The following is a 24,536-nucleotide window of genomic DNA, read 5'->3' as shown; positions in this document are numbered from 1 at the left end:
ATGAGTGAGACAGCTGCTCGGCAGGACGCGGTACTGCGCGCCCGCGCCGAGATCGACCTGGCCGCCCTGCGGGCCAACGTACGCGCCCTGCGCGAACGGGCCCCCGGGGCGGCCCTCATGGCCGTCGTCAAGGCGGACGGTTACGGCCACGGCGCAATCCCCTGCGCCCGCGCGGCCGTCGCGGCCGGTGCGACCTGGCTCGGCACCGCCACCCCGCAGGAGGCCCTCGCCCTGCGCGCGGAGGCCGGGCTGCCGGACGACGTACGGATCATGTGCTGGCTGTGGACGCCCGGCGGGCCCTGGCGGGAGGCGGTCGAGGCCCGGCTCGACGTGTCCGTGAGCGGCATGTGGGCCCTTCAGGAGGTCACCCGGGCGGCGCGGGAGGCGAGGGTTCCCGCGCTCGTGCAGCTCAAGGCCGACACCGGGCTCGGGCGCGGCGGCTGCCAGCCCGGCGCGGACTGGGAGGAGCTGGTCGGGGCCGCGCTGCGGGCCGAGGCCGAGGGGCTGCTGCGCGTCACCGGGCTCTGGTCCCACTTCGCCTGCGCCGACGAACCCGGCCACCCCTCCATCGCCGCCCAGCTCACCCGCTTCCGGGAGATGACGGCCTACGCCGAGCAGCAGGGCGTCCGCCCCGACGTACGGCACATCGCCAACTCGCCGGCCACCCTCACCCTCCCCGAGGCCCACTTCGACCTCGTACGCCCCGGCATCGCGATGTACGGCGTCTCGCCCAGCCCCGAGACCGGCACCTCCGCCGACTTCGGCCTGCGCCCCGTGATGACGCTGGCCGCCTCCCTGGCCCTGGTCAAGCAGGTCCCCGGCGGCCACGGCGTCAGCTACGGGCACCACTACACCACCCCCGGCGAGACCACCCTCGGCCTCGTACCGCTCGGCTACGCGGACGGCGTCCCGCGGCACGCATCCTCCACCGGGCCCGTCCTCGTCGACGGCAAGTGGCGTACGGTCGCGGGGCGGATCGCGATGGACCAGTTCGTCGTCGACCTGGGCGGGGACCGGCCCGCGCCGGGCACCGAGGCGGTGCTGTTCGGGCCCGGCGACCGCGGCGAGCCCACCGCCGAGGACTGGGCGCAGGCGGCGGGCACCATCGGGTACGAGATCGTCACCCGGATCGGAAGCCGCGTCCCGCGCGTCTACGTCGACGACGAGTGACGCGTCCTCGTCGCCTCCTCCCCGGCCGCGCGCGTCCCGGGAAGAGGCGACGGCCTTGAGACCGACGGCCTTGAGACCGACGGCCTTGAGACCGACGAGCTCGAGACCGGCTTGAGACCGTCGAGCTGAGACAGTGACCGGCAACGGGCATCCGTACGGTGGCCCGGCGAAGAGGAGCGGTGTACGTGAGCGAGAGCAACGCGGAGGCCGTCGCGTCGGCCGTCGCCTCCGCCACGGGGGCCGCCGCGGACGTCGCGGGCGACGTCGCCGCGGGCGGCTGGCGCCGCGCCACCGGCATCGCCGGTGTCGCGATAGGCGTGGTCGCGGCGGGCGCCGCGGCCGGCGTGGCGATAGAGCGGCTCACCGTCGGCCGCGGCATGCGCCAGCGGGCCCGCCTCGCCCTGGACTCGGCGGGCCCCTACGGCGGACTGCGCGGCACCCCCGGCAAGGCGTACGCCGACGACGGCACCGAGCTGTACTACGAGGTCGACGACGTGGACGACGGGGACGCGGCGGCCCGGGCCGCGCTCACCGGGCGCCGCCGGCGGCTCTTCGGGCGCCGGGCACCCGCCCCCGTCACCGTCGTCTTCAGCCACGGCTACTGCCTCAACCAGGACTCCTGGCACTTCCAGCGGGCCGCCCTGCGGGGCGTCGTACGCACCGTCCACTGGGACCAGCGCAGCCACGGCCGGTCCGGGCGGGGCGCGACCCAGGTGCGCGACGGCAGTCCCGTCACCATCGAGGAACTGGGCCGCGACCTGAAGGCCGTCATCGACGCCGCCGCGCCCGAGGGCCCGATCGTGCTGGTCGGACACTCCATGGGCGGCATGACCGTGATGGCCCTCGCGGACGCTTTCCCCGAGCTGATCCGTGAGCGGGTCGTCGGCGTCGCCCTCGTCGGCACGTCCTCCGGGCGGCTCGGCGAGGTCAACTTCGGGCTGCCGGTGGCCGGCGTCAACGCGGTGCGCCGCGTGCTGCCGGGCGTACTGAAGGCGCTGGGGCAGCGGGCCGAGCTGGTGGAGAAGGGGCGGCGGGCCACCGCGGACCTGTTCGCCGGGATCATCAAGCGGTACTCGTTCGCGTCCCGGGACGTCGACCCGGCCGTGGCCCGGTTCGCCGAGCGGATGATCGAGTCGACGCCGATCGACGTGGTCGCCGAGTACTACCCGGCCTTCAACGACCACGACAAGACCGCGGCCCTCGCCCACTTCGCCGGCCTGCCGGTCCTGGTCCTGGCCGGGGTGCGGGACCTGGTCACGCCGAGCGAGCACAGCGAGGAGATCGCCGGTCTGCTGCCGGACGCGGAGCTGGTGCTGGTCCCGGACGCCGGGCACCTGGTGATGCTGGAGCACCCGGAGCTGGTCACCGACCGGCTCGCCGACCTGCTCGCCCGCGCGGGCGCGGTGCCCGCAGCGACTACCGTTGACGGCTATGGAAGCACCAGCAGCAGCGCGGGGCCCGGTCCCGGCTGAGTCCCCCTCCGGGTCCTCCGCGTCCCCCGGGTCCTCCGCGTCCCCCGGAACCGCCGTGTCCCCCGGGTCCTCCGCGTCGCCGTCGCCCGGATCCCCCGAGCCCGCCGGCCACGCCGGTCGCACCCCCGGCGCCGGGATCACCGTCACCTCCCCCGAGCAGATGCGGGACCTGGGGCGCAGGCTCGCGGGGCTCCTGCGCGCCGGTGACCTGGTGATGCTCAGCGGGGAGCTGGGCGCCGGCAAGACGACGCTGACCCGCGGCCTCGGCGAGGGACTGGGTGTGCGGGGCGCCGTCACCTCCCCGACCTTCGTGATCGCCCGCGTGCACCCGCCGCTCGGCGACGGACCGCCGCTCGTCCACGTGGACGCCTACCGGCTGTCCGGCGGCCTGGACGAGATGGAGGACCTCGACCTCGACGTGTCCCTCTCCGACTCGGTGATCGTGGTCGAGTGGGGCGAGGGGAAGGTCGAGGAGCTGACCGAGGACCGGCTGCAGCTGCGGATCGACCGGGCCGTGGGCGACACCACCGACGAGGTGCGCCTGGTCACGCCGACCGGCTTCGGCGAGCGCTGGACCACGGCCGACCTGAGCGGTCTGGACGGCGGCGGTCCGGGCGCCTGAGCGCGGACTCTCTGCCCGGCCCCGCTGCCCGGCCCCTCCGCCCGGCCGTCTGCTCGGAGCTGAGCTCGTCCGGAGGATGTTCCGACAAGGCGTCGGCAAGATATTGCGTTCGGGGACTTGCGCGTGGTCACATGGTACTCAGCTCGTAGTTAGGCATGCCTTACTAGGCTTGTACGACTGCGCCCGCCCCCGACCTTCAGGAGGCGTCCATGTCCGAAGAGACCCGGCCGCAGGCCCGTCCCGTACCCACGTCGCCCGCGGGGGTGTCGATGCGTGACCTGCTCGTGGCCTGCGCCGCCGCGACCGCCGTCTCGACGCCGCCCCGCGCGCCCGAGCCGCAGACCCCGCCGGCGTGCCGGCCCGTCGAGCAGCGGCACCACCACCGCGAGGCCGCCTGACTCCGGTGCCCGCACGTCGCGGCGGCTCGGGCGTCGCCCCGCGGTCGGGCGGCTCAGGGAACGACGACGACCTGCTGGCCGATCGTCGCGAATCGCCACATCGCGTCGCCGTCCGCCCGTGACTCCCGGATGCCGCCGGTGCGCTCGCCCGGATCGGGCTTCGCCGTCGAGCCGTCCACCGCGGCGCTGAAGCCGACCACCACGCCCTGGTTGCTCGCGAAGCGCACCACGTGCTCGACCGGAACGCCGTCGGACCCGGTGACCAGGTTGGCCCTGGAGGTGACGGCGTAGGTGCCCGGCAGCGGGTCGACGGTGCTCGGCGTCACCTTGAACGTGCGCCGCACCTCGTTGCCCGCGCCGACCAGCCACACCCGGTCGTCGTCCACCGAGTAGACCACCCGTTCGCCACGGCCCGACCCGGTGGGCAGTGCCTCCGGGTGCCGGCGGTCGCGCGGCGCCTTGGAGGCGCCCGGGGCGCCGGGGGCGGGCGAGCCGGTGGCGTGGGGCCGGCCGAGATCGTGCGGGACGTGCGCCGACGCCTGGTAGGCGAGGGCACCGATCGTCACGAGCGCCGCCGTGGTGAGTCCGGCGACGAAACCGGCGCTGCTGCTTGCCACTGGCGACCACCTCGAGTCGTCGTACGTCGTGCCGCGGTTCCGATCACACCTTCGGCGACCGTAGCAGTACGCAAGTGCACGGATGCGGTGAGCGACACGTGGGCGGGCGGCGGGGCGGCGGGTCCGCGGCCCGGAGTCGTACCGGGCGTCCGGCCGGGGCCCCGCGGCGCCGTAGGCTGTTCGCGTGCTCTTGCTCGCTCTGGATACCGCCACGCCCGCCGTGACCGTCGCGCTGCACGACGGCACGGACGTCATCGCCTCGTCGAGCCAGGTGGACGCACGCCGGCACGGCGAGCTGCTGCTGCCGGCCGTCGACCGGGTGCTCGCCGAGGCCGGTCTGCGCCTGGACGCGGTCACCGGCATCGTCGCCGGCACCGGCCCGGGCCCGTACACGGGACTGCGCGTCGGGCTGATGACCGCGGACACCTTCGGACTCGCCCTCGGCGTGCCGGTGTACGGCGTGTGCACGCTGGACGGCCTCGCCCTCGCGGCCGGCCTGGAGGGCCCCTTCGTGGTGGCGACCGACGCCCGCCGCAAGGAGGTCTACTGGGCCCGGTACGCCGACTCGCGCACCCGCCTCACCGACCCGGCGGTCGACCGGCCCGCCGACATCGCCGGGCAGGTGGCCGGGCTCCCGGCCGTCGGCGCGGGAGCCCTGCTCTACCCGGACACCTTCCCGCGGGCCCACGAGCCCGAGCACGTGTCCGCCGCGGCCCTGGCCCGGCTGGCCGCCGAGCGGCTGGCGGCGGGCGAGGAGCTGCCCGCGCCCCGGCCGCTGTACCTGCGCCGGCCCGACGCCCAGGTCCCCAAGAACTACAAGGTGGTCACCCCCAAGTGACGGAGTCAGCCTCTTCCGTGCTGCGCGAGATGCGCTGGTGGGACATCGACCCCGTGCTGGGCATGGAGCGCGAGCTGTTCCCGGAGGACGCCTGGTCGCGGGGCATGTTCTGGTCCGAGCTGGCGCACGCGCGAGGGCCCGGGGCGTCCCGGCGGTACCTGGTCGCCGAGGAGGACGGCCGCGTCGTCGGCTACGCGGGGCTCGTCGCCTCCGGTGAACAGGCCGACGTGCAGACCATCGCCGTCGCCCGCGACCACTGGGGCACCGGCCTCGGCGCACGGCTCCTGACCGAGCTGCTGCGGGCGGCGACCGCCTTCGAGTGCAGCGAGGTGCTGCTGGAGTGCCGCGTCGACAACACGCGCGCGCAGCGCCTGTACGAGCGCTTCGGCTTCGAGCCCATCGGCTTCCGGCGCGGCTACTACCAGCCGGGCAACGTCGACGCCCTGGTGATGCGCCTGACCGACCCTTCCGCCCCCGTACCGGACACGTCCGCACCGGACCCCTCCGTACCGGACCCCTCCGTACCGGATCCCTCCGTACCGGGAATTGAACGAGGAACCGACAACCATGCCTGACGAACCTCTGGTCCTGGGGATCGAGACGTCCTGCGACGAGACCGGCGTCGGTGTCGTGCGCGGCACCACCCTGCTGGCGGACGCCGTCGCGTCCAGCGTCGACGAGCACGCCCGCTTCGGCGGCGTCGTGCCCGAGGTGGCGAGCCGTGCCCACCTGGAGGCGATGGTCCCCACCATCGACCGCGCGCTGAAGGAGGCGGGCGTCAGCGCCCGCGACCTCGACGGCATCTCCGTCACCGCCGGTCCCGGCCTCGCCGGTGCCCTGCTGGTCGGTGTCTCGGCGGCGAAGGCGTACGCCTACGCCCTCGGCAAGCCCCTGTACGGCGTCAACCACCTGGCCTCCCACATCTGCGTCGACCAGCTGGAGCACGGGCCGCTGCCCGAGCCGACGATGGCCCTGCTGGTCTCCGGCGGCCACTCCTCGCTGCTGCTGTCCTCGGACATCACCTCCGACGTCCGCCCGATGGGCGCCACCATCGACGACGCGGCCGGCGAGGCCTTCGACAAGATCGCCCGCGTGCTGAACCTGGGCTTCCCCGGCGGCCCGGTCATCGACCGCTACGCGCGCGAGGGCGACCCGGACGCGATCGCCTTCCCGCGCGGACTCACCGGTCCGCGCGACCCGGCGTACGACTTCTCCTTCTCCGGGCTGAAGACGGCCGTGGCCCGCTGGATCGAGGCGAAGCGGGCGGCGGGGGAGGAGGTGCCGGTGCGCGACGTGTCGGCGTCCTTCCAGGAGGCGGTCGTGGACGTGCTGACCCGCAAGGCGGTACGGGCCTGCAAGGACGAGGGCGTGGACCACCTCATGATCGGCGGCGGCGTCGCCGCCAACTCCCGGCTGCGGGCACTGGCCCAGGAGCGGTGCGAGGCGGCCGGTATCCGGCTGCGGGTGCCGCGTCCCAAGCTGTGCACGGACAACGGTGCGATGGTGGCCGCGCTCGGCGCCGAGATGGTGGCCCGCAACCGGGCCGCCTCCGACTGGGACCTGTCGGCGGACTCCTCGCTGCCGGTGACCGAGCCGCACGTGCCGGGGCAGGGGCACGGTCACTCGCATGCGCACGACCACGTCCACGAGGTCAGCAAGGAGAACCTGTACTCGTGACCGTCGCGCTGATGTGGGAGGCGCGGGCCGTGCCCGGCCGGGGCGAGGAGCTGCTGGCCTGGGCCCGCGCCCAGCCGCTCGCCGGCGCCCCGGTCCGCCGGGAGACCCTGCGGGCCCCGCAGGACCGGGTCCTCGTCATCACCTGGTGGGAGGCGCCCTACGACGCCGAACTGCCGGAACTGCCGGAGCCGGCCGAGGACCTGGCGGCGCGGGCGGTGCACCGGTGGCGGTTCGAGTCGGTCGACGGCGGCGGTGACCGACCGTCGGCTGGTGGCAGCGACTGTCCGTCGGTTGGCGGCGGTGACCGTCCGTCGGCTGGTGGCGGCGACCGGTCGGGCGAATGATTCGGCATCCTCGTCGAATGTTCCGACGGAGGTCGCATGGCCGGCCCCTTCGTCGCGCGGCCCCATGGGGTTACGATCGCCGCCATGACATCCCCGCAGCCCGCTGAAACCCGGACACACAAGCGATCCTCGCAGACCGCGACCCTCGCCGAGATCGCGCGTGAGGCCGGTGTGTCGGCGCCGACTGTTTCGAAGGTGCTCAACGGGCGTGCCGACGTCGCCCCGTCCACCCGGGCCCGCGTGGAGGACCTGCTGCGGGCCCACGGCTACCGGCGCAGGCGGGCCGAGTCGACCCGCTCGCCCCTGATCGACCTCGTCTTCCACGAGCTGGAGAGCGCCTGGGCGATGGAGGTCATCCGGGGCGTGGAGAACGTGGCGCGCGACACCGGGCTCAGCGTCGTGCTCTCCGAGAGCGCCGGCCGCCTCACGCCGGGCCGGACCTGGGCCGACCAGGTCGCCGCCCGTCGTCCGCACGGCGTGATCCTGGTCCTGTCCGGCCTCGACGAGTCCCAGCGGGCCCTGCTCACCAGCCGTTCCATCCCCTTCGTGGTCATGGACCCGGCCGGCGACCCCGGCGCCGACGTGCCGTCCATCGGCGCCACCAACTGGCAGGGCGGCCTCGCCGCCACCCGGCACCTCGTCGAACTCGGCCACACCCGCATCGGCGCGATCAGCGGCCCCACCCGGATGATGTGCAGCCGCGCCCGCGTCGACGGCTACCGGGCCGCCCTGGAGACGGCCGGCCTGCCCGTCGACCCCGGCCTGGTCGTGACCGGCGACTTCCACCACGAGGCCGGCTACCGGCGGGGCCTGGAGCTGCTGCGCCGCCCCGACCGGCCGACCGCCGTCTTCGCCGGCAACGACCTCCAGGCGCTCGGGCTGTACGAGGCCGCCCGCGAGCTGGGACTGCGCATCCCGGAGGACCTGAGCGTGGTCGGCTTCGACGACCTGCCGGTGGCCCGCTGGGTGGGGCCGCCGCTGACGACCGTACGGCAGCCGCTGATGGAGATGGCCGAGGCGGCGGCGCGGCTGGTCCTGGACCTCGGGCGGGAGGACGCCTCCCGGTCGGCGACCCGGGTGGAGCTGGCCACCAGCCTGGAGGTCCGCAGCAGCACGGCGCCGCCACGGGAGCGCGGGGCGTCCTGATCGTCCGGGCCTGAGCGTTCCGCACGGGCGCCCCGGCCGTCCGGCCTGAGCGTTCCGCCCGACCGCCATGGTCGTCCGCCCCGTCCGCCCCGGGTCCCGGCGTCCCTGCTCCCCAGTCTGAGAATTTGCGCAGAAATCCGGCCTGCATGTTCCCTGTTTCAATAAATCGGACTTATGTTCTTCCTGGCGGGGCATCCGGGTGGGGACGCGGACGAGACGTACGGGCGGGGGCTGACGCATGGCGGCGCGGGGTGGGCGGAGTGGACGGAGCAGCCGTTCCAAGGGCCTGAGAGCGGCCGGTCTGGCCCTGGCCGGAGCCCTGCTGCTCGGGTGCGCGGCGGCGGGCTGGGCCTACTGGCACCTCAACGGCAACATCACGAGCGTCGACATCGACGGCGCGCTCGGCGACGACCGCCCCGCCCGTCCCGTCGCCGTACCGTCCAACTCGCCCTCCGCGTCCCCGGTGCCCACCGGCGCGCTGAACCTCCTGGTCCTCGGCTCCGACTCGCGCAGCGGCGAGGAGAACCAGGAGCTCGGCGGCGGCGACAGCGGGGGCGCCCGCTCCGACACGGCGATGGTCGTCCACCTCGACGCGGGCCGCACCGCCGCCACCGTCGTCAGCATCCCGCGCGACACCCTCGTCCACCGGCCCTCCTGCCCGCTGCCGTCCGGCGGTACGACGCGGGAGGCGAGCGGCGCGATGTTCAACACCGCCTACGAACTGGGCGGGCCGGTCTGCGCGGTGAAGACCGTCGAGTCGCTCACCGGCGTCCGCATGGACCACTACGTCGAGATCGACTTCACCGGTTTCGCGAAGCTGGTCGACGCGCTGGGCGGGGTCACGGTCACCACGGACGTGGACATCGACGACGACCGGAGCCACCTGCACCTGGACGCCGGGACCCACCACCTCGACGGCACCGAGGCCCTCGGGCTGGCCCGTACGCGCTACGGACTCCAGGGCGGCAGCGACCTCGCCCGGATAGAGCTCCAGCACACCCTCGTCAAGGCCCTGCTGGAGCAGATCTCCACCACCGACCTGCTGACCGACCCCGCGCGGCTGTACCAGGTTGCCGACGCGGCCACCGGAAGCCTCACCACCGACACCGGCCTGGACTCGCTGGGCGAGCTGACCGACCTCGGCCGCAGCCTCGGTGGCCTCACGGCGGACGACGTACGCACCCTGACCATGCCGGTGCTGCCCGCGCCCGCCGACCCGAACCGGGTGGTCGCCGACGAGCCGGACGCCGGTGACCTGTGGGAGTCGCTGCGCTGAGACTTCTCGGAAAAAAATTCCGCGCCGGGTGTCGATCCACGGGCCGCCCGTTCGACGCAGGGGTGAGAGGCCGGGAGCGACCCGGCCGCCGAACCGTCCCGAGGAGCCACCATGCCCCGCTACCTGTCCATGATCCGCATCGAGGAGTCCGACGAGCTCTCCGGCGGCCCCAGCCCAGAGCTGGTGCAGCGGATGGAGAAGCTGATGGAGGAGATGACCAAGGCCGGCGTCCTGCTCGACACGGCCGGGCTGGCCCCGACCGCCCAGGGCACCCGCGTCCACTACGAGGGCGGGCAGATCTCCGTCACCGACGGGCCCTTCACCGAGACCAAGGAGGTCGTCGGGGGCTACTCCCTCCTCCAGGCCAAGGACATGGCCGAGGCCGTCGAGTGGACCAAGCGCTTCCTGAAGGTGCACGAGGACTACTGGACGGTCACCTGCGAGGTGCGGGAACTGATGGAGGGATGAGAGCGAGGAGAGCGCGGGCGAGGGCCACGCCGGCGGTGACGGCCACGCCGAGCGGGTCCTGGGCGGCGGCGCGGCGGGTGTCCGGGGCGGCGGCGTGGCAGATGTCCGGGGCGGAGGCCTGAGTCCCGCTGTGCCCCGGCGGCCCGAGGGTGTTGCATGGTGGGCTGTGCAACCACAGCCCACCGCAGCCCTGGAAACCGTCTTCCGGCTGGAGTCGCCCCGCGTCATCGCCGGCGTCGCCCGGCTCGTCCGGGACGTCGGCATCGCCGAGGAACTCACGCAGGACGCCCTGGTCGCAGCCCTGGAGCAGTGGCCCCGGGACGGTGTGCCCGACAACCCGGGCGCCTGGCTCATGGCCACCGCCCGCCGCCGCGCCGTCGACCTGATCCGGCGCCGGGAGACCTATGCCCGCAAGCTCGCGGAGATCGGCCGGGACCTGCCCGCCGCGGCGCCCCCGCCCGAGGAGCCCGCCGACCCGGAGGACATCGACGACGACCTGCTGCGGCTGGTCTTCACCGCCTGCCACCCGGTGCTGTCCGCCGAGTCCCGCATCGCCCTCACCCTCCGCCTGCTCGGCGGCCTGACCACGCCCGAGATCGCCCGCGCCCGCCTCGTACCCGAAGCCACGGTCGGGCAGCGCATCGTGCGCGCCAAACGCACCCTGGCCAGGAAGAACGTCGCCTTCGAGGTGCCGTACGGACCGGACCGCGCGGCCCGCCTCGGCTCCGTCCTGGAGGTCATCTACCTGATCTTCAACGAGGGTTACGCGGCCACCGCGGGCGACGACTGGCTCCGCCCGGCCCTGTGCGAGGACGCCCTGCGCCTGGCCCGCGTCCTGTCCGCCCTGATGCCGAAGGAACCCGAGGTGCACGGCCTGACCGCCCTGCTGGAGTTCCAGTCCTCCCGCACCGCGGCCCGCACCGGCCCCGACGGCGAGCCCGTCCTCCTCCGGGACCAGAACCGCCACCGCTGGAACCGCCTGCTCATCGCCCGCGGCATCACCGCCCTCGACCACGCCCACGCCGCCACCGGCCCCGGCACCCCGGGCCCGTACGTCCTCCAGGCCGCGATCGCCGCCTGCCACGTGACGGCCCCCGCGTACGAGGAGACCGACTGGCCGCGCATCGCCGCGCTCTACGGCCTGCTCGCGGCGCGCGCCCCGTCCCCGGTCGTCGAGCTCAACCGCGCGGTCGCCGTGTCGATGGCCGAGGGCCCGGCGCCCGCCCTGGAACTCGTCGACGCCCTCGCCGCCGAACCGGCCCTGCGCGGCTACCACCTGCTCCCCAGCGTCCGCGGCGACCTCCTGCTCCGCCTGGGCCGCGCGGCCGAGGCCCGCACGGAGTTCGAACGCGCCGCGTCCCTGACCCGCAACGCACGCGAACGCACGCTCCTGCTGCACCGGGCACGGGAGGCGGACGCTCTTTAGTCGGCATCTCATTCGGTGATGTGGCGGTAGCAGATGAGGGTGCGGGCGATACCGACGATGGCGAGGAAGCGTTCCGGCTTGCGTTCGCAGCGGCGGTGTAGGCGTCGGCATCCGTTCAGCCAGGACATCGTTCGCTCGGCCACCCAGCGGTGCCTGCCCAGTCGGTCGGAGGCTTCGACTCCGCGCCGCGCGATGCGGGCCACGTTCTGGCGTCGTCGCAGCCAGGTGCGCAGGTGGCCCTAGCCGTAGCCCTTGGCGCCGCGGAGTTCGGAGGGGCGGCGTCGGGGGCCGAAGCGGGAGCGGATCGGCGGTATCCCGCGCATCAGCGGCCTGCCTGTCCCCTTCGCCGACGTCAGAGGCGGGTGACGGCGTAGCCCGCGCCGTTTGTGGCGCAGGTCCACACGTCGAGGTCGAACTGCTTGGCGATGTTCGGCTGCAGCTCTGTCATGGCGCGTATTCTCGCCACCCCCCCCCAGCGGTGTCTGGTCGGGCCGCGGTTGTCGCCGTCTCCGCCGCAACCGTCCTCGCCGTGAATGGTGGCCGGCCGTCAATCAGCTCGGCCACGCCTTGGTTCTGCGCGCCAGAGACAGGGGGAGAACACTGGGGCGCCGACCACTGTTTCCGGGTCTCCCGATTTCCTGCCACTCTCCGATCCCGAAATGGCACACTTCAATGACGCACGGTGTGCGAGGGCCCACTCGCGGGCTCGATGCGAGCAGACGTACGTGGAGAGGCGGTCTGCCATGCGATCCCTGTTGGCGGTGGACGGCTCCGAAGGGCCCGACTCCCTTGCGGACCTGGTCAATTGGCTGACTGACGAAACGCTCCTACGCGGGCGGGTGCGGACCCACGCGCCCGTGCCCGGCACCGGTGAACTGGGTGGCTGGACCGACATCGTGGTGATCGCGGTCGGCGCCGGAGGCGCACTTACTGCGCTGGCGAGGGCGCTCTCCGTATATCTGCAGCAGCCCCGTCGCAGCACAGTCTGCGTCAAGGTGGTTGCCCCCGACGGCAGGCGCACGGAAGTGACGGTTGAGCACACCAAGGACCTCATCGCGGTCGAGGACCTGCTGCGGGCGGCCCTGCATCCGAACGCCGACCCGGCCGGGGGCGTCGTCTCCTCCGCCTCCGGCGAGGCGTCCTCACCTGACCGCTGACCATGCTGCGTCCACCCAACCCAGGTCGTTCACGCGCCGTGCTGCTGGGCACAGCGGCGTACACGGAAGATCCTCTCCTCCCGAACGTCGCCGCCGTACGCAACAACGTCCGGGACCTCCAACGGCTCCTCACTGAAGGGCGGCCCGGCGCCTTCTCGGCGGAGACCACCCTTGCCGTGTTAGACCCGGCCACCCCGCGGGATATCGGACTGCCGCTACTGGAAGCTGCCCGACAGGCCGAGGACGTCTTCCTCGTCTACTACGCGGGGCACGGAATGGTCGGCCCCGAGCGGCGTGAGCTATACCTCGGGCTTGCCAAGTCCGTAGCCGATGCCCCCTCCTTCACAGCCTTTCCCTTCCAGGGCATCCGCGAAGCATTCCTGGCCAGTCCGGCGCGCAACCGGGTGCTGATCCTCGACTGCTGCTTCTCGGGGCGGGCCATCAGGGGCGGCCTTTCCTCCACGCACGTGCACGAGCCGCTCATCGACCAGATGGAGATCACCGGCACCTACACCCTGACATCTGCCGCCGCGAACGAACCCGCCCGCTTCCAGGACGGCGAACGGCACACCGCGTTCACTGGCGAACTGCTGCTCGCCCTGCGCGACGGCATCCCCGCCACCTCGGCGACCGAGGTTACCCTCGGCGCCCTGTTCCGACACCTCAAGCGTGTCCTGCCGGCGAAGGGCCTGCCCGAACCGCAGCAGTGCGGCACCGACACTGCCGAGTTCCTGGTCCTGACCCGCCCCAGGCGTCGCGGCAGGCGCAGCCCCGTCGTCGAGCCGAACGTGACCGGCCCTTCGGGCAACAGAGATGGGCTGCTGGCACGCCGGGACCTCGGCCGTCGCCGCGGTGAGGAGGGCCAGACGGCCGAGGCCATCCGGCTGCTCAGTGAGGCGGTGCCCGATCTCACCCGGACCTTTGGCCCGGACAATCCCGAAACCCTCATCGGTCGCATCAACCTCGCCTATTGGACGGGCAGGGAGGGCGACGCCGCGGAAGCACTGCGGCTGTCCACCGACACCGTCAAAGACATGACGCGGGTGCTGGGGCCATACCATCAGGCGACCCTCGTTGGCCGGAGCCAACTCGCCCACTGGATCGGCGAAACGGGTGAGCACCACGAGGCACTTCGACTCACCACATCCGTCGTCCCTGACCTCACGCGAATCCTTGGCCCCGACAACCGCGAGACTCTCATCGGCCGGGGTCGGCTGGCCCGTTGGACCGGGGAGGTAGGCGCCCCCGCGGCGGCGGCCCGGCTGACCGGCGAACTCGTACCCGACCTGTCTCGCGTCCTGGGTGCAGAGGACCGCGAGACCTTCACCGGGCGGCTCAATGAGGCGCACTGGACGGGACGAGCCGGTAGTGCGAAGCCCGCCGTGCGGCTGCTCACCACCCTCGTGCCTGACCTGTCCTGGGCCCTCGGGGCCGAGGACCAGCACACCCTCATCGGCCGCTCGAGACTGGCCCAGTGGTCAGGAGCAGCGGGCCGCCGGCACCAGGCCCGGCAGCTGTTCGACGCCGTGGTGCCGGACATGAGCCGTGTCCTCGGCCCCGACGACCGTGAGACCCTGCTCGCCCGCAGCCACCTCGCCCACTGGACCGGCGAGACGGGCGAACCCGAGGCAGCGGTAGCGCAGTTCACCCTGCTGGTGAGCGATCTCGCCTGGGTACTCGGCCCCGACGACCGGGTCACGGTTGTGAGCCGAGCCCGGCTGGCCCACTGGATGGCAGTGCAAGGCGCGGTGGGTGACGCGATCCGACAGTTCCACGCCGTCCTGCCGGACCTGGACCGCGTGCTGGGCCCCAACGCTCCCGAAACCGCCGAGAACCGCGTCCTGTTGGCGCACTGGCGTAAGAAGGCGGACCGACGGCTCAAGAAGGAGATCTTCTACGGGGCCGGGGCCCCTGGAGGTTCTCGATGACCGCAGCCCCCGGACCGGACCACACCCTGCGGGCCTCGGACCCCGTACAGATCGGCCCTTACCGACTGCTCGGACGGCTCGGCTCCGGGGGTATGGGCCGGGTGTATCTGGGCCGCTCGATGACCGGGCAGCTGGCCGCGGTCAAGGTGCTGCACGATCATCTCGCCGAGGACCAGCTTTTCCGGAGCCGGTTCGTGCGTGAGCTCGACGTGGCTTCGCGGATCAGCGGGAGGTTCAGCGCCGCTGTTCTGGGATCCAGCGGGCTCCGTGACCAGCATCTGTGGCTGGCGACCGAGTACGTCCCGGGGCCCTCGGTACTCGAGGCAGTCGAGGCGTCTGGGCCGTTCGACACGCAGACGGTGTTGGCGCTGTGTCTCGGACTGCTCGGCGCGCTGGAAACGATCCATTCGGCGGGAGTCATCCACCGCGACCTGAAACCCTCGAACGTTCTGCTCGCCGCGGACGGCCCCCGCGTGATCGACTTCGGTATCTCGGCCGCCGTCGACACCACCCGGCTCACCATGACCAACGTGGCCGTGGGAACGCCAGGCTACATGTCACCGGAATTGGTCCGGGGGGTCACCGAAGTGGGGCCCGCCAGTGATGTCTTCGCGCTGGGGTGCACGCTTGCCTTCGCCGCCACCGGCGTCAGCCCCTTCATGGGCGCGAACGCGGTCGAAACAGTCTTCCGGATCCTCCGCGAGGACCCCGACCTCCCGGGGCTCCCCGAGGAAATCGGGGCACTGGTCGAACCCTGCCTGCGAAAGGAACCGGAGCACCGGCCCTCGATCGACGCGTTGATCAAAACGCTGCCTGCTGCGGAGACAGACCGGATCTCCCGTCTACTGGCCCATGGGCAATGGCTGCCCGCACACATCCAACGCCAGACTTTGGAACACGAGGGCAGGGCCCTCGCGTGGGATGGAGCGCGCCAGTCGTCGCCGCAGACCGTGCTGCAGGATTGGCCACTCCCCACCGATGACGACACCAGGTCCCTCTTCGCCACCGATGACGAGACCAGGTCCCTTTCCGCCCCCCATGCTGCGACACTCGACGAGTCACAGCCGACGGACCGCAGCACCGTGGTACTCAACGGCAATGCCCAGCCCCCCTCACCGCCCATCCTGCCTGCGCCACCGTCCCTTGGGGCCTTTGGCCCGCCTCCAAGCAGCGGTCCGCCGTATGCCCCCGGCACCGCGGACCCCGATGAACCCGAGTCCGGCCCTATGGACGAGATGTCCGTGCGCACTCACATGGCCCTTCTATCCGCCGACACACCACCGCTGCCGCGAATCCCGCGTCGCGGCTGGTTCCGCTGGGTTCCGGCTTTTCGCGGGAAGGTCCGGAAGTGATCTCCACGGCTGTCTCCCCGAACTGGGGCGTGTTGTGAAAGTGCTGGACAGCGTCTCGTTGAGGGGTGTGACCAGCACGGTCGCTGCTGTGACGGCAGGTGGCTGGTCAGTGCACCAGCAGGTCGATCACGCCCGGCAGATCCTCCTCGCCGCTACCCTCGGCCAGGCGGCGGCGCATCAGTTCGAAGTAGGGCCTGAGCAGTTCCGGGCTGACACCCTGCTGCTCGGCGGTGCTCAGGAAGGTCGGTGTGCCGGCCACCTGTATCCCGAGGCTGGAGCCGACCCCCTTGGCGTAGTCGCCGCTGCGCAGCCGGTCAGCACTCTGGTGGACGGACGGGGCCATCGCGACGAGCCAGTCGGTGAGCAGCGGGGCAAGCGCCGCGGGGTCGATGTCCTCCTTGCGGATCAGGGCGAAAGCGTGCGCCGCCCGGGCGAACATCCCGTACATGGCGCTGGGCAGGGCCACGTCGTGCAGGGCCGCGAAGCCCGCGTCCTCGCCAACGTAGGTGGTGCCGACCGGGACGGCCAGGGTCTCCTGGTGCCGCTCGAACAGCTCCCGCGAGCCGTTGCAGAAGACGTAGCCGCCGGCTGACGGGACACCGAATATCGGAGGGAGAGCCATGATCCCGCCGTCCAGGTAGCGGGCGCTGCGCTCAGCGGGCCCACTCAGCGCGGGCGCGGGCCTGGACAGGGGCGCTGGTGGTCAGGCTGACCAGGTCCAGGCCGGCCAGGTCGGCGCCGGCCAGCACCTCGCCGACCGAGGCGTCGTCCCACAGGCAGACGACGATCAGGGGGTTCGCGGCGACTGCCTCGGCGGCGCTGTCCGCGACCCTTGCCCCGGCTCCGTGGCCCACTACGGCATGAGGAACTGAACATCCTGGAACGGGATTTGTGGAGAGCCCGGTGCCCGGAGACGGGCACGCCGGGTTCGGGAGGCGGCTCGGGGAAACCCACTGTTGGAAACACCAGCAGGGCGCCCCGAGTCGACCTCACCCACCGCTCGGTGGCGTTTCAGCCGGTTGATGCCGCACTCCGCGGCATGGCGCCTTTTGTAGTCGCTCTCGTCGAACTTCGGTGGCCGTCCGCCGTGGGGGCCGCGCTGGGTGCGGTTGCGGACCTGGCCGGCCTTCTCGGGGACGGTGCAGCCGATCCTGCGTGCGCGGAGGCAGGAGCGGTTGGCGTGGGAGCCGTAGGCTTTGTCGGTGCGGACCCTGTCCGGCCCGGCGCGGGGCCGGCCCTGACCGGCGCGGGGGACCGACATTTTCTTGAGCACCGGTGGGAACTGCGGACTGTCGTGCCGGTGTCCCGCCGTGGTGATCAGGGACATGGGGTTTGCCCCTGTTTATTGGCGAAGTGACTCTTCGTGGTCAGCCCGCCGCGGGACAGCTCGAGGCCGTGTTCGTCCGGCTCGGTGCCGATGCCGCCGGGAGGCTCTTTCCGGAGGTCCCCGCTTTGCGGGCGCCCGCGGCATGCTGTTGGGCGCGGCAAACGGTGGAGTCCACGCTGACGTCCCAGGTGATCAGCGCCTTCGCGCCGGCCTCGGTTTGGAGCTGTTCCGGGATCCGCTTCCCTGCCCCGCTGCGCTGCCATCGCCGGAACAGGTCGTACACCCGGTCCCACGAGCCGTATCGCTCGGGCCCGTCCCGCCAGGGCGCCCCGGTGCGGGCACGCCACCGTATGCCGCCGATCAGCTGCCGCCTGTTCCAAATCGACGGCTGCCCCGGCTTCTTCCCACGGGGCAGCAGTCGCTCCAGCCGTGACCACCGCGCATCCGCCAGGTCTCCAACAAACGCCGGAAGCAACTGAGGCGCTGAACCCGTCGCCGCGACCGCCTGGCCGACACCTACCGCGCCATCGCCGGCCTCGTCTCCGACCGCACCGCTCAAGCCTGAACCAGCGGTCCTTCAACGGACCAGCACGCCTCACCCGGTATCACGCCGACTCGTTAGCGCGCGGGGTGCCCGATCAGCATCGTCGGGGCCCCCGCGACGCGGGTCAGGAACACGGTCGCCGCGTTCGGCCCCTGCGGTCTGACCTTCCTGCGCAGTTCCTCCGGCTCCACCGCCGAGCCCCGCTTCTTCACGGTCAGCGTCCCGACGCCGCGCTCGCGCAGCAGCGCCTTGAGCTTCTTGACGTTGAAGGGCATCCGGTCGGTGATCTCGTACGCCGTGGCGTACGGCGTCGCCAGCAGATCGTCCCCGGTGACATACGCGATCGTCGCGTCGAGCAGCCCGCCGCCGACCTGCTCGGCGACCTCGGCGACCAGGTGGGCGCGGATGACGGCGCCGTCCGGTTCGTACAGGTACCGGCCGGGCGTGCGCACCTGAGGGTCGGGCAGGCCGGTGCCGGGCAGGGAGCGGGGCCCGGGCAGCAGCGTGGCCCGCACCGCCCCTTCGGCGGCCCCCGCCCCGAACCACAGCACGGCCTCCTTGACGTCCCCGCCGTCGGAGATCCACTCGGCCTCGGCGCCCTCGGGCACCGCCTCGTGCGGGATCCCGGGCGCGACCTTCAGCGCGGCGGCACGCGAGGCCGCACGGGCCGCCCCGACGGCCCAGGACAGCGGAGGCGAGTACGCCTCGGGATCGAAGATGCGGCCTCGCCCGCCCCGCCGTGCCGGATCCACGAACACCGCGTCGTACGCCCCCGTGTCCACCTCCGCCACATCCGCCTCGCGCACCTCGATCAGGTCGCCCAGCCCCAGCGCGACGGCGTTGGCTCGGGCCGCCGCCGCGGTGACCGGGTCCCGGTCGACGGCGAGCACCCGGATCCCGGCGCGGGCCAGCGCGATCGCGTCGCCCCCGATTCCGCAGCACAGGTCGGCGACGGAGGCCACGCCCAGCTCCGCGAACCGCCCGGCGCGGTACGCCGCCACAGCGGCCCGCGTCGACTGCTCGACCCCGTTGGGGGTGAAGAACATCCGCCCGGCGTCCTCGGTCCCGAACTTCGCCACCGCCCGCTGCCGCAGCCGCGCCTGGCCGAGCGCCGCCGACACCAGAGGGGCGGGGTGGGTGCGCCGCAGCCGGGTGGCGACCGCCAACTCCTGCGCGGGGTCGGTGTCGCGCACCTCGTCGAGGAGTGCGCGGCCTTCGGGAGTGAGAAGGAAGTCGAGGTCGTTCACCGGGTCATTGTGGGCCAGTCGGTGGATGGTGCGCCCCCGGCGCGGTGTCGGAGGAGCTTCGGCGGCCGGGGACTGCGAGGATCCCGCACCATGCGAGCAGTCGTACAAAATGACAAAAGTCGGGCGTCGCGTCGCGTGCCCCGGGCCTCCCGTCCCGCACTGCGCAGGGCGCGTCGCAGAACGCTCCGCAGACGCGCGGCAACCGCCACCGCCGTCCTCACGGTCGCCGCACTCGCCGCCGGCTGTGCGCAGGACGACACCGCCGGGGTGCGCGGCGCCTCCGGCCAGCAGGCGCCCCCGGCCCGTGCCCGCGACGGCTACGCGGCCGAGCAGCGCGCGGCCCGCGCCGCCCTCACCGCCGCCGCCAAGCGCTGGGACCTCAAGAAGGTCCCGTTGACGGCGCCCGCACCCCCCGCGAAGAAGCCGCAGATCAAGGCGCGCGAGGGCTTCGAGGTCGACGGCCAGGAGACGGACGGCCTCCCGCCGGTCTTCACCACGGTCCCCACCAAGGAGAAGGTCGTCTTCCTCACCATCGACGACGGGGCCGAGAAGGACCCGGCGTTCCTGAAGATGATGAGCGAGCTGAAGATCCCGTACACCGTCTTCCTCACCGACGAGGAGATCAAGGACGACTACGGCTACTTCAAGAAGATGCAGGCCCGCGGCATCACCCTCAACAACCACACCCTCAGCCACCCCTACCTCCCGGCGCTCTCGTACGACGAGCAGAAGCGGGAGATCTGCGGCATGCAGGACGTGATGGAGAAGCACTACGGCAAGCGCCCCGTCCTCTTCCGCCCGCCCTTCGGGAACTACAACCGCGACACCCTGCGCGCCGCCAAGTCCTGCGGCATCAAGTACGCGCCGATCTGGAGCGAGGAGGTGTACGTCGACCACTGGGAGTACCGCGAGTGGGACCAGGACCTGCACCCCGGCGACATCGTCCTCACCCACTTCCGGGGCAAGGACGACTGGGACGGCACGATGACCGACATGGTCCGCCGCTTCCTGGACCGGATCACCGCCGACGGGTACGCGGTGGCCCGCCTGGAGGACTACCTGTGAGGCGGGGGCGGTTCCGGCCGCCCGCCGCCGCCCTGGCCGCCCTCCTGCTCCTGCTCCTGCTCCCGCTCGCCGGCTGCGACCGGCCCGCCGCCACCGCCCGGCATGCGGCGGCGGCCGGGGAACCCGCCCAGGGCGGCGACCGGGGCCAGAACCTGCCGCCCGTCGTGGACCACGTCCGCACCACCGACCGGGTCGTCTTCCTCACCTACGACGACAGCGCGGAGCGCGACCCCGCCTTCACCCGCCTGATCCGCGAACGGCGGCTCCCGGTCACCCTCTTCCTCACCGACACCGTCGCCGGGCCGGGCTACGGCGACTTCGCCCGGCTGCGCTCGGTCGGCGCGAGCCTGCAGAACCACACCCTCGACCACCGCGTCCTGCGCGGCCTGCCCTACGCGGGACAGCGCGCCGAGATCTGCGGCCAGCAGACCAAGCTCAGGACCCGGTTCGGCGTCCGCGCCCACCTCTTCCGCCCGCCGCACGGCACGTACGACACCACGACCCTGCGCGCCGCCGCGGACTGCGGCATCACGGCCCTGGTCCTGTGGCGCGCCGCCCTCGACGCCGGCGGAACCCTCACCTACACCCGGGGCGACCACCGCCTCCGCCCCGGCGACATCGTGGCCGTCGACCCGGACCACCCGACGGCCGCGAACCTGACGTCCCGCACGGAACGTCTGCTGGACACGATCGAGGAGCAGGGGCTGCGGGTCGGCAACCTCGAGGACTACTTGTAGCGAGACAGGCGGGCGTTCACCCCCAAACCCCACCGACGCGCCGCCGGCATTGGCACTCCGCTTGACCGAGTGCTAATCGCGGTCATAGTCTCGGCTCTGGCACTCCCCACCGGAGAGTGCCAACAAAGCGACGGGCAGGTCCGGCACCCGCGACGACGGATCGACCTGGTCGCCACCTCAGACAGTTAACCCCGTGAGATCTCCGAAGGGGGAGGTCGGATCGTGACGACCGCCAGCTCCAAGGTTGCCATCAAGCCGCTCGAGGACCGCATCGTGGTCCAGCCGCTCGACGCCGAGCAGACCACGGCTTCGGGCCTGGTCATTCCGGACACCGCCAAGGAGAAGCCCCAGGAGGGCGTCGTCCTGGCCGTGGGCCCGGGCCGCTTCGAGGACGGCAACCGTCTTCCGCTCGACGTCAGCGTCGGCGACGTCGTGCTCTACAGCAAGTACGGCGGCACCGAGGTGAAGTACAACGGCGAGGAGTACCTCGTCCTCTCGGCCCGCGACGTGCTCGCGATCGTCGAGAAGTAGTTCACCCGAAGCACCTTGCTTTTCAGCTGCGCCCCTGGCCCCCGCGACCAACAGAAGCCGGGCGCCCGGGGCGCAGTTGCCGTATAACCCCAAGATTTCCGGAAGAGGGCTCACGCTCCCATGGCGAAGATCCTGAAGTTCGACGAGGACGCCCGTCGCGCCCTCGAGCGCGGCGTCAACAAGCTCGCCGACACGGTGAAGGTGACGATCGGTCCCAAGGGCCGCAACGTCGTCATCGACAAGAAGTTCGGCGCCCCGACCATCACCAACGACGGCGTCACCATCGCCCGCGAGGTCGAGGTCGAGGACCCGTACGAGAACCTCGGCGCCCAGCTGGTGAAGGAGGTGGCGACCAAGACCAACGACATCGCGGGTGACGGCACCACCACCGCCACCGTGCTCGCCCAGGCGCTGGTGCGCGAGGGCCTGAAGAACGTCGCCGCCGGTGCTTCCCCGGCGCTGCTGAAGAAGGGCATCGACGCGGCCGTCGCCGCCGTGTCGGAGGACCTCCTGGCCACCGCGCGCCCGATCGACGAGAAGTCCGACATCGCCGCCGTGGCCGCGCTGTCCGCCCAGGACCAGCAGGTCGGCGAGCTGATCGCCGAGGCGATGGACAAGGTCGGCAAGGACGGTGTCATCACCGTCGAGGAGTCCAACACCTTCGGTCTCGAACTGGACTTCACCGAGGGCATGGCCTTCGACAAGGGCTACCTGTCGCCGTACTTCGTGACGGACCAGGAGCGCATGGAAGCCGTCCTGGACGACCCGTACATCCTGATCAACCAGGGCAAGATCTCCTCCATCGCGGACCTGCTGCCGCTGCTGGAGAAGGTCATCCAGGCCAACGCCTCCAAGCCGCTGCTGATCATCGCCGAGGACCTGGAGGGCGAGGCGCTCTCCACCCTCGTCGTCAACAAGATCCGCGGCACCTTCAACGCCGTGGCCGTCAAGGCCCCCGGCTTCGGCGACCGCCGCAAGGCGATGCTGCAGGACATGGCGGTCCTCACCGGCGCCACGGTCATCTCCGAGGAGGTCGGCCTCAAGCTCGACCAGGTCGGTCTCGAGGTGCTCGGCACCGCCCGCCGCGTCACCGTCACCAAGGACGACACCACGATCGTCGACGGTGCCGGCAAGCGCGACGAGGTCGACGGCCGCATCGCCCAGATCAAGGCCGAGATCGAGTCCACGGACTCCGACTGGGACCGCGAGAAGCTCCAGGAGCGCCTCGCGAAGCTGGCCGGCGGCGTGTGCGTGATCAAGGTCGGCGCCGCCACCGAGGTGGAGCTGAAGGAGCGCAAGCACCGTCTGGAGGACGCCATCTCCGCGACCCGCGCCGCGGTCGAGGAGGGCATCGTCTCCGGTGGTGGCTCCGCACTGGTCCACGCCGTCAAGGTGCTCGAGGGCAACCTCGGCAAGTCCGGCGACGAGGCCACCGGTGTGGCGGTCGTCCGCCGCGCCGCCGTCGAGCCGCTGCGCTGGATCGCCGAGAACGCCGGCCTGGAGGGTTACGTCATCACCTCCAAGGTCGCCGAGCTCGACAAGGGCCAGGGCTTCAACGCCGCCACCGGCGAGTACGGCGACCTGGTCAAGGCCGGCGTCATCGACCCGGTCAAGGTCACCCGCTCCGCCCTGGAGAACGCCGCCTCCATCGCCTCCCTCCTGCTGACGACCGAGACCCTGGTCGTCGAGAAGCAGGAGGAGGAAGAGCCGGCCGCCGCGGGCCACGGCCACGGCCACGCCCACTGAGCGCTGCGCTGAGCTGAACCGAGCCGAGTAAGCGGTGCCCGGTGCCCCTGCGGGGGTGCCGGGCACCGTTTCTTGGTACGCGGGTCCGTTCCAGTCGGTGAGGCATCGCCCCCAGCCGCTGCCCGCCACCCGGCGAGGCAGGCGGACACCGCCGCTGCGGCCGCGCGGCCGCAGCGCATCACCGAGGAGCCGTCACAGCAGCCCGCTCAGCGGCAGCACCCGCTCGGCGAGCCGCCCCCGCAGCCGCCCCCCGCCGGTGTCGGCCTCCTCCGCGAGCCAGCCCGCGGCGACCAGCAGCCCGGCCTGCCCGGCGACGTCCTCCGTCCGCACGGCGCAGAACGAGGCGACCGCGTCCAGTGCGAGCCCGGCGTCCTCGCCGGCGCCTCCCAGACGCCCGTCGGGACGGCTGTGAGCTGCGGTGTACACGGCGAGGAGTCGCGCGCCGGCACCGGCCTTCTTCTTCCGGAGCTTCCGGTCGCCCACCACCCTCTGCGCCCACCCCGACAGCCGCGCACGGGTGACCTTGCCGAAGGAGAACGGGCGGGGCGCGCCGGGCAGCAGCGTGGGCACGGTGACCTGGGTGGGCTCCTCGGGCCGGGACATCAGCGCGTCCTCCGCGGTGACGTCCTCCGGCAGCCGCAGCCAGCCCACGTCGACCAGTCGCTGGAGCACCCGCTCGGCGTCGCCCTGCAGCCAGCCGCCGAGGTCCTGCCCGGTGACGTTCCCGATACCGGTGCGCGCGGCCCGCAGGGTGAGCATGAGTACCGCGAGCCGCGCCTCGGCCTCGGGGAGCGGGGAGCCGTCCCCGAGATGCGCCAGCACGTTGCGGGCATGGACGCCCTGACTCCGGGTCAGCAGCCGCTCGATCACCGGCCCCTCGCCGTCCAACGGGACGCCCAGCCGGTTGGCGTTCATCTCACGGGTGGTGTGCGCGGCCGCCGCGGCCCGGTCCGCCTCCTCCCGCAGGGACGCGTCGCCGGTGACGTTGGCCCACAGGGCGAAGGCGCGGGCCTTTCGGTCGTGGAGTTCGGCGAGGACCGCGAGATCCGGCTCGGGCCGCCGCTGGTAGGCGCGGAACGCGTCCCCGAGTTCCGTCAGCTCCAGGCGCAGCACGTCCGGCTGGAGGTCGTCCGGCACGATCCGCTGCGCCACCTTCGCCCACCGCCTCCCACCGGGTGCCCGGGCAGGGACACCGCCCGGCCGGGGACGCGGGGCGGGCCGAGCGCGCGGGACGGACGCAGACTGCCCCGCACCTGAGGCATCCGAAACGCCTGAGGCATCCGAAGCGCCTGAGGCGCCCGAGGAACCGGAGGCGCCCGAGGCACCTGAGGGACCGGAAGCACCGGAGGCACCAGGCCGTGCCGTCGCCGTCGTCGGCGGCTCGCTCCCGGGAGCGTCGGAGAAGATCACCGCCGTTCCGCCCCCGCCCGCCGCCCCCCGGCCCGTCC

At 72.6% G+C, this 24,536-nt stretch carries 24 protein-coding genes and 2 pseudogenes; 19 read left to right on the top strand and 7 right to left on the bottom strand.

What is annotated here, in order from left to right; translation table 11 throughout:
* From alr to HZS56_RS06795, 4 genes are all read left to right on the top strand, one after another.
* Nucleotides 1-1,170: an alanine racemase gene (gene alr / locus HZS56_RS06810; protein ID WP_216719795.1), complete on the top strand. Its 1,170-nt coding sequence runs from the start codon at nucleotides 1-3 to the stop codon at nucleotides 1,168-1,170.
* Nucleotides 1,171-1,355: 185 nt separating this feature from the next.
* Nucleotides 1,356-2,642, top strand: coding sequence for an alpha/beta fold hydrolase (locus HZS56_RS06805; protein WP_216719794.1), 1,287 nt, complete (start codon nucleotides 1,356-1,358; stop codon nucleotides 2,640-2,642).
* 55 nt (nucleotides 2,643-2,697) lie between these two features.
* Nucleotides 2,698-3,264: a tRNA (adenosine(37)-N6)-threonylcarbamoyltransferase complex ATPase subunit type 1 TsaE gene (gene tsaE, locus HZS56_RS06800; RefSeq protein ID WP_308408012.1), complete on the top strand. Its 567-nt coding sequence runs from the start codon at nucleotides 2,698-2,700 to the stop codon at nucleotides 3,262-3,264.
* A gap of 209 nt (nucleotides 3,265-3,473) precedes the next feature.
* A complete protein-coding gene (locus tag HZS56_RS06795; protein WP_216719793.1) occupies nucleotides 3,474-3,662 on the top strand; it encodes a hypothetical protein in 189 nt (62 codons plus the stop codon).
* 53 nt (nucleotides 3,663-3,715) lie between these two features.
* Here the strand turns inward: HZS56_RS06795 and HZS56_RS06790 are convergent, their stop codons facing one another.
* The gene (locus HZS56_RS06790) at nucleotides 3,716-4,279 is read right to left on the bottom strand and encodes a hypothetical protein (RefSeq protein WP_216719792.1); all 564 of its coding nucleotides are present in this window, start codon (nucleotides 4,277-4,279) and stop codon (nucleotides 3,716-3,718) included.
* A gap of 184 nt (nucleotides 4,280-4,463) precedes the next feature.
* Here HZS56_RS06790 and tsaB point away from each other — a divergent pair, with 184 nt between their 5' ends.
* The 8 genes from tsaB (at nucleotide 4,464) to HZS56_RS06750 (ending at nucleotide 11,454) form a co-directional block, all read left to right on the top strand.
* Nucleotides 4,464-5,117, top strand: a complete 654-nt coding sequence (gene tsaB, locus HZS56_RS06785; RefSeq protein ID WP_216719791.1) for a tRNA (adenosine(37)-N6)-threonylcarbamoyltransferase complex dimerization subunit type 1 TsaB — start codon at nucleotides 4,464-4,466, stop codon at nucleotides 5,115-5,117.
* A 29-nt stretch (nucleotides 5,118-5,146) separates the two neighbouring features.
* Nucleotides 5,147-5,692 (top strand): ribosomal protein S18-alanine N-acetyltransferase, encoded by a 546-nt coding sequence (gene rimI / locus HZS56_RS06780; RefSeq protein ID WP_216719856.1) that lies wholly within the window; start codon nucleotides 5,147-5,149, stop codon nucleotides 5,690-5,692.
* A complete protein-coding gene (gene tsaD / locus HZS56_RS06775; RefSeq protein ID WP_216719790.1) occupies nucleotides 5,685-6,794 on the top strand; it encodes a tRNA (adenosine(37)-N6)-threonylcarbamoyltransferase complex transferase subunit TsaD in 1,110 nt (369 codons plus the stop codon). The genes rimI and tsaD overlap by 8 nt, the downstream gene beginning before the upstream one ends.
* Nucleotides 6,791-7,138: a hypothetical protein gene (locus tag HZS56_RS06770; RefSeq protein WP_374201094.1), complete on the top strand. Its 348-nt coding sequence runs from the start codon at nucleotides 6,791-6,793 to the stop codon at nucleotides 7,136-7,138. Before tsaD ends, HZS56_RS06770 begins: the two co-directional genes overlap by 4 nt.
* A gap of 84 nt (nucleotides 7,139-7,222) precedes the next feature.
* Nucleotides 7,223-8,284, top strand: a complete 1,062-nt coding sequence (locus HZS56_RS06765) for a LacI family DNA-binding transcriptional regulator (RefSeq protein WP_216719789.1) — start codon at nucleotides 7,223-7,225, stop codon at nucleotides 8,282-8,284.
* A 238-nt stretch (nucleotides 8,285-8,522) separates the two neighbouring features.
* A complete protein-coding gene (locus tag HZS56_RS06760) occupies nucleotides 8,523-9,560 on the top strand; it encodes an LCP family protein (protein WP_216719788.1) in 1,038 nt (345 codons plus the stop codon).
* A gap of 111 nt (nucleotides 9,561-9,671) precedes the next feature.
* Nucleotides 9,672-10,028: a YciI family protein gene (locus HZS56_RS06755; protein WP_216719787.1), complete on the top strand. Its 357-nt coding sequence runs from the start codon at nucleotides 9,672-9,674 to the stop codon at nucleotides 10,026-10,028.
* Nucleotides 10,029-10,194: 166 nt separating this feature from the next.
* Nucleotides 10,195-11,454 (top strand): RNA polymerase sigma factor, encoded by a 1,260-nt coding sequence (locus tag HZS56_RS06750; RefSeq protein ID WP_216719786.1) that lies wholly within the window; start codon nucleotides 10,195-10,197, stop codon nucleotides 11,452-11,454.
* A gap of 8 nt (nucleotides 11,455-11,462) precedes the next feature.
* Here HZS56_RS06750 and HZS56_RS38025 read toward each other — a convergent pair.
* Nucleotides 11,463-11,783, bottom strand: a pseudogene (locus tag HZS56_RS38025) (transposase); the annotation flags it as partial.
* Nucleotides 11,784-12,197: 414 nt separating this feature from the next.
* Here HZS56_RS38025 and HZS56_RS06745 point away from each other — a divergent pair.
* Genes HZS56_RS06745 through HZS56_RS06735 form a run of 3 tightly spaced genes read left to right on the top strand, consistent with a single transcriptional unit; the run spans nucleotide 12,198 to nucleotide 15,891 of the window.
* Complete coding sequence (locus HZS56_RS06745; RefSeq protein WP_216719785.1) at nucleotides 12,198-12,611, top strand: effector-associated constant component EACC1; 414 nt, start codon at nucleotides 12,198-12,200, stop codon at nucleotides 12,609-12,611.
* A gap of 38 nt (nucleotides 12,612-12,649) precedes the next feature.
* Entirely contained in the window at nucleotides 12,650-14,539 is a 1,890-nt protein-coding gene (locus HZS56_RS06740; protein WP_216719784.1) for a caspase, EACC1-associated type, read from the top strand.
* The gene (locus HZS56_RS06735) at nucleotides 14,536-15,891 is read left to right on the top strand and encodes a serine/threonine-protein kinase (RefSeq protein WP_216719783.1); all 1,356 of its coding nucleotides are present in this window, start codon (nucleotides 14,536-14,538) and stop codon (nucleotides 15,889-15,891) included. The genes HZS56_RS06740 and HZS56_RS06735 overlap by 4 nt, the downstream gene beginning before the upstream one ends.
* A 106-nt stretch (nucleotides 15,892-15,997) precedes the next feature.
* Here HZS56_RS06735 and HZS56_RS06730 read toward each other — a convergent pair.
* From HZS56_RS06730 to HZS56_RS06715, 4 genes and pseudogenes are all read right to left on the bottom strand, one after another.
* Nucleotides 15,998-16,730: pseudogene (locus HZS56_RS06730) on the bottom strand (imine reductase family protein); the annotation flags it as partial.
* Between the two features lie 14 nt (nucleotides 16,731-16,744).
* The gene (locus HZS56_RS06725) at nucleotides 16,745-17,218 is read right to left on the bottom strand and encodes a transposase (RefSeq protein WP_216719782.1); all 474 of its coding nucleotides are present in this window, start codon (nucleotides 17,216-17,218) and stop codon (nucleotides 16,745-16,747) included.
* Nucleotides 17,219-17,258: 40 nt separating this feature from the next.
* On the bottom strand, nucleotides 17,259-17,693 hold the full coding sequence (locus HZS56_RS06720) for a transposase (RefSeq protein WP_253913849.1): 435 nt from the start codon (nucleotides 17,691-17,693) through the stop codon (nucleotides 17,259-17,261).
* Nucleotides 17,694-17,836: 143 nt separating this feature from the next.
* Nucleotides 17,837-19,009 (bottom strand): class I SAM-dependent methyltransferase, encoded by a 1,173-nt coding sequence (locus tag HZS56_RS06715; RefSeq protein WP_216719780.1) that lies wholly within the window; start codon nucleotides 19,007-19,009, stop codon nucleotides 17,837-17,839.
* A gap of 90 nt (nucleotides 19,010-19,099) precedes the next feature.
* Between HZS56_RS06715 and HZS56_RS06710 the strand changes: the two genes are divergently transcribed.
* The 4 genes from HZS56_RS06710 (at nucleotide 19,100) to groL (ending at nucleotide 23,088) form a co-directional block, all read left to right on the top strand.
* Nucleotides 19,100-20,074 carry a polysaccharide deacetylase family protein gene (locus HZS56_RS06710; protein ID WP_253913841.1) on the top strand — a complete coding sequence of 325 codons (975 nt, stop codon included), beginning with the start codon at nucleotides 19,100-19,102 and terminating at the stop codon, nucleotides 20,072-20,074.
* Nucleotides 20,071-20,811: a polysaccharide deacetylase family protein gene (locus HZS56_RS06705; RefSeq protein WP_216719779.1), complete on the top strand. Its 741-nt coding sequence runs from the start codon at nucleotides 20,071-20,073 to the stop codon at nucleotides 20,809-20,811. The genes HZS56_RS06710 and HZS56_RS06705 overlap by 4 nt, the downstream gene beginning before the upstream one ends.
* A gap of 222 nt (nucleotides 20,812-21,033) precedes the next feature.
* Complete coding sequence (gene groES, locus HZS56_RS06700) at nucleotides 21,034-21,342, top strand: co-chaperone GroES (RefSeq protein ID WP_019329594.1); 309 nt, start codon at nucleotides 21,034-21,036, stop codon at nucleotides 21,340-21,342.
* Nucleotides 21,343-21,462: 120 nt separating this feature from the next.
* The gene (gene groL, locus HZS56_RS06695) at nucleotides 21,463-23,088 is read left to right on the top strand and encodes a chaperonin GroEL (protein WP_216719778.1); all 1,626 of its coding nucleotides are present in this window, start codon (nucleotides 21,463-21,465) and stop codon (nucleotides 23,086-23,088) included.
* A gap of 192 nt (nucleotides 23,089-23,280) precedes the next feature.
* Here the strand turns inward: groL and HZS56_RS06690 are convergent, their stop codons facing one another.
* Nucleotides 23,281-24,240, bottom strand: a complete 960-nt coding sequence (locus HZS56_RS06690) for a hypothetical protein (protein ID WP_253913840.1) — start codon at nucleotides 24,238-24,240, stop codon at nucleotides 23,281-23,283.
* Nucleotides 24,241-24,536 lie beyond the last annotated feature (296 nt).

The organism is Streptomyces mayonensis, assembly GCF_018982965.1.
Taxonomy (GTDB): Bacteria; Actinomycetota; Actinomycetes; order Streptomycetales; family Streptomycetaceae; genus Streptomyces; species Streptomyces mayonensis.
The sequence above is the reverse complement of the archived record's forward strand: the minus strand, read 5'-3'. Positions and strand labels throughout refer to the sequence as shown.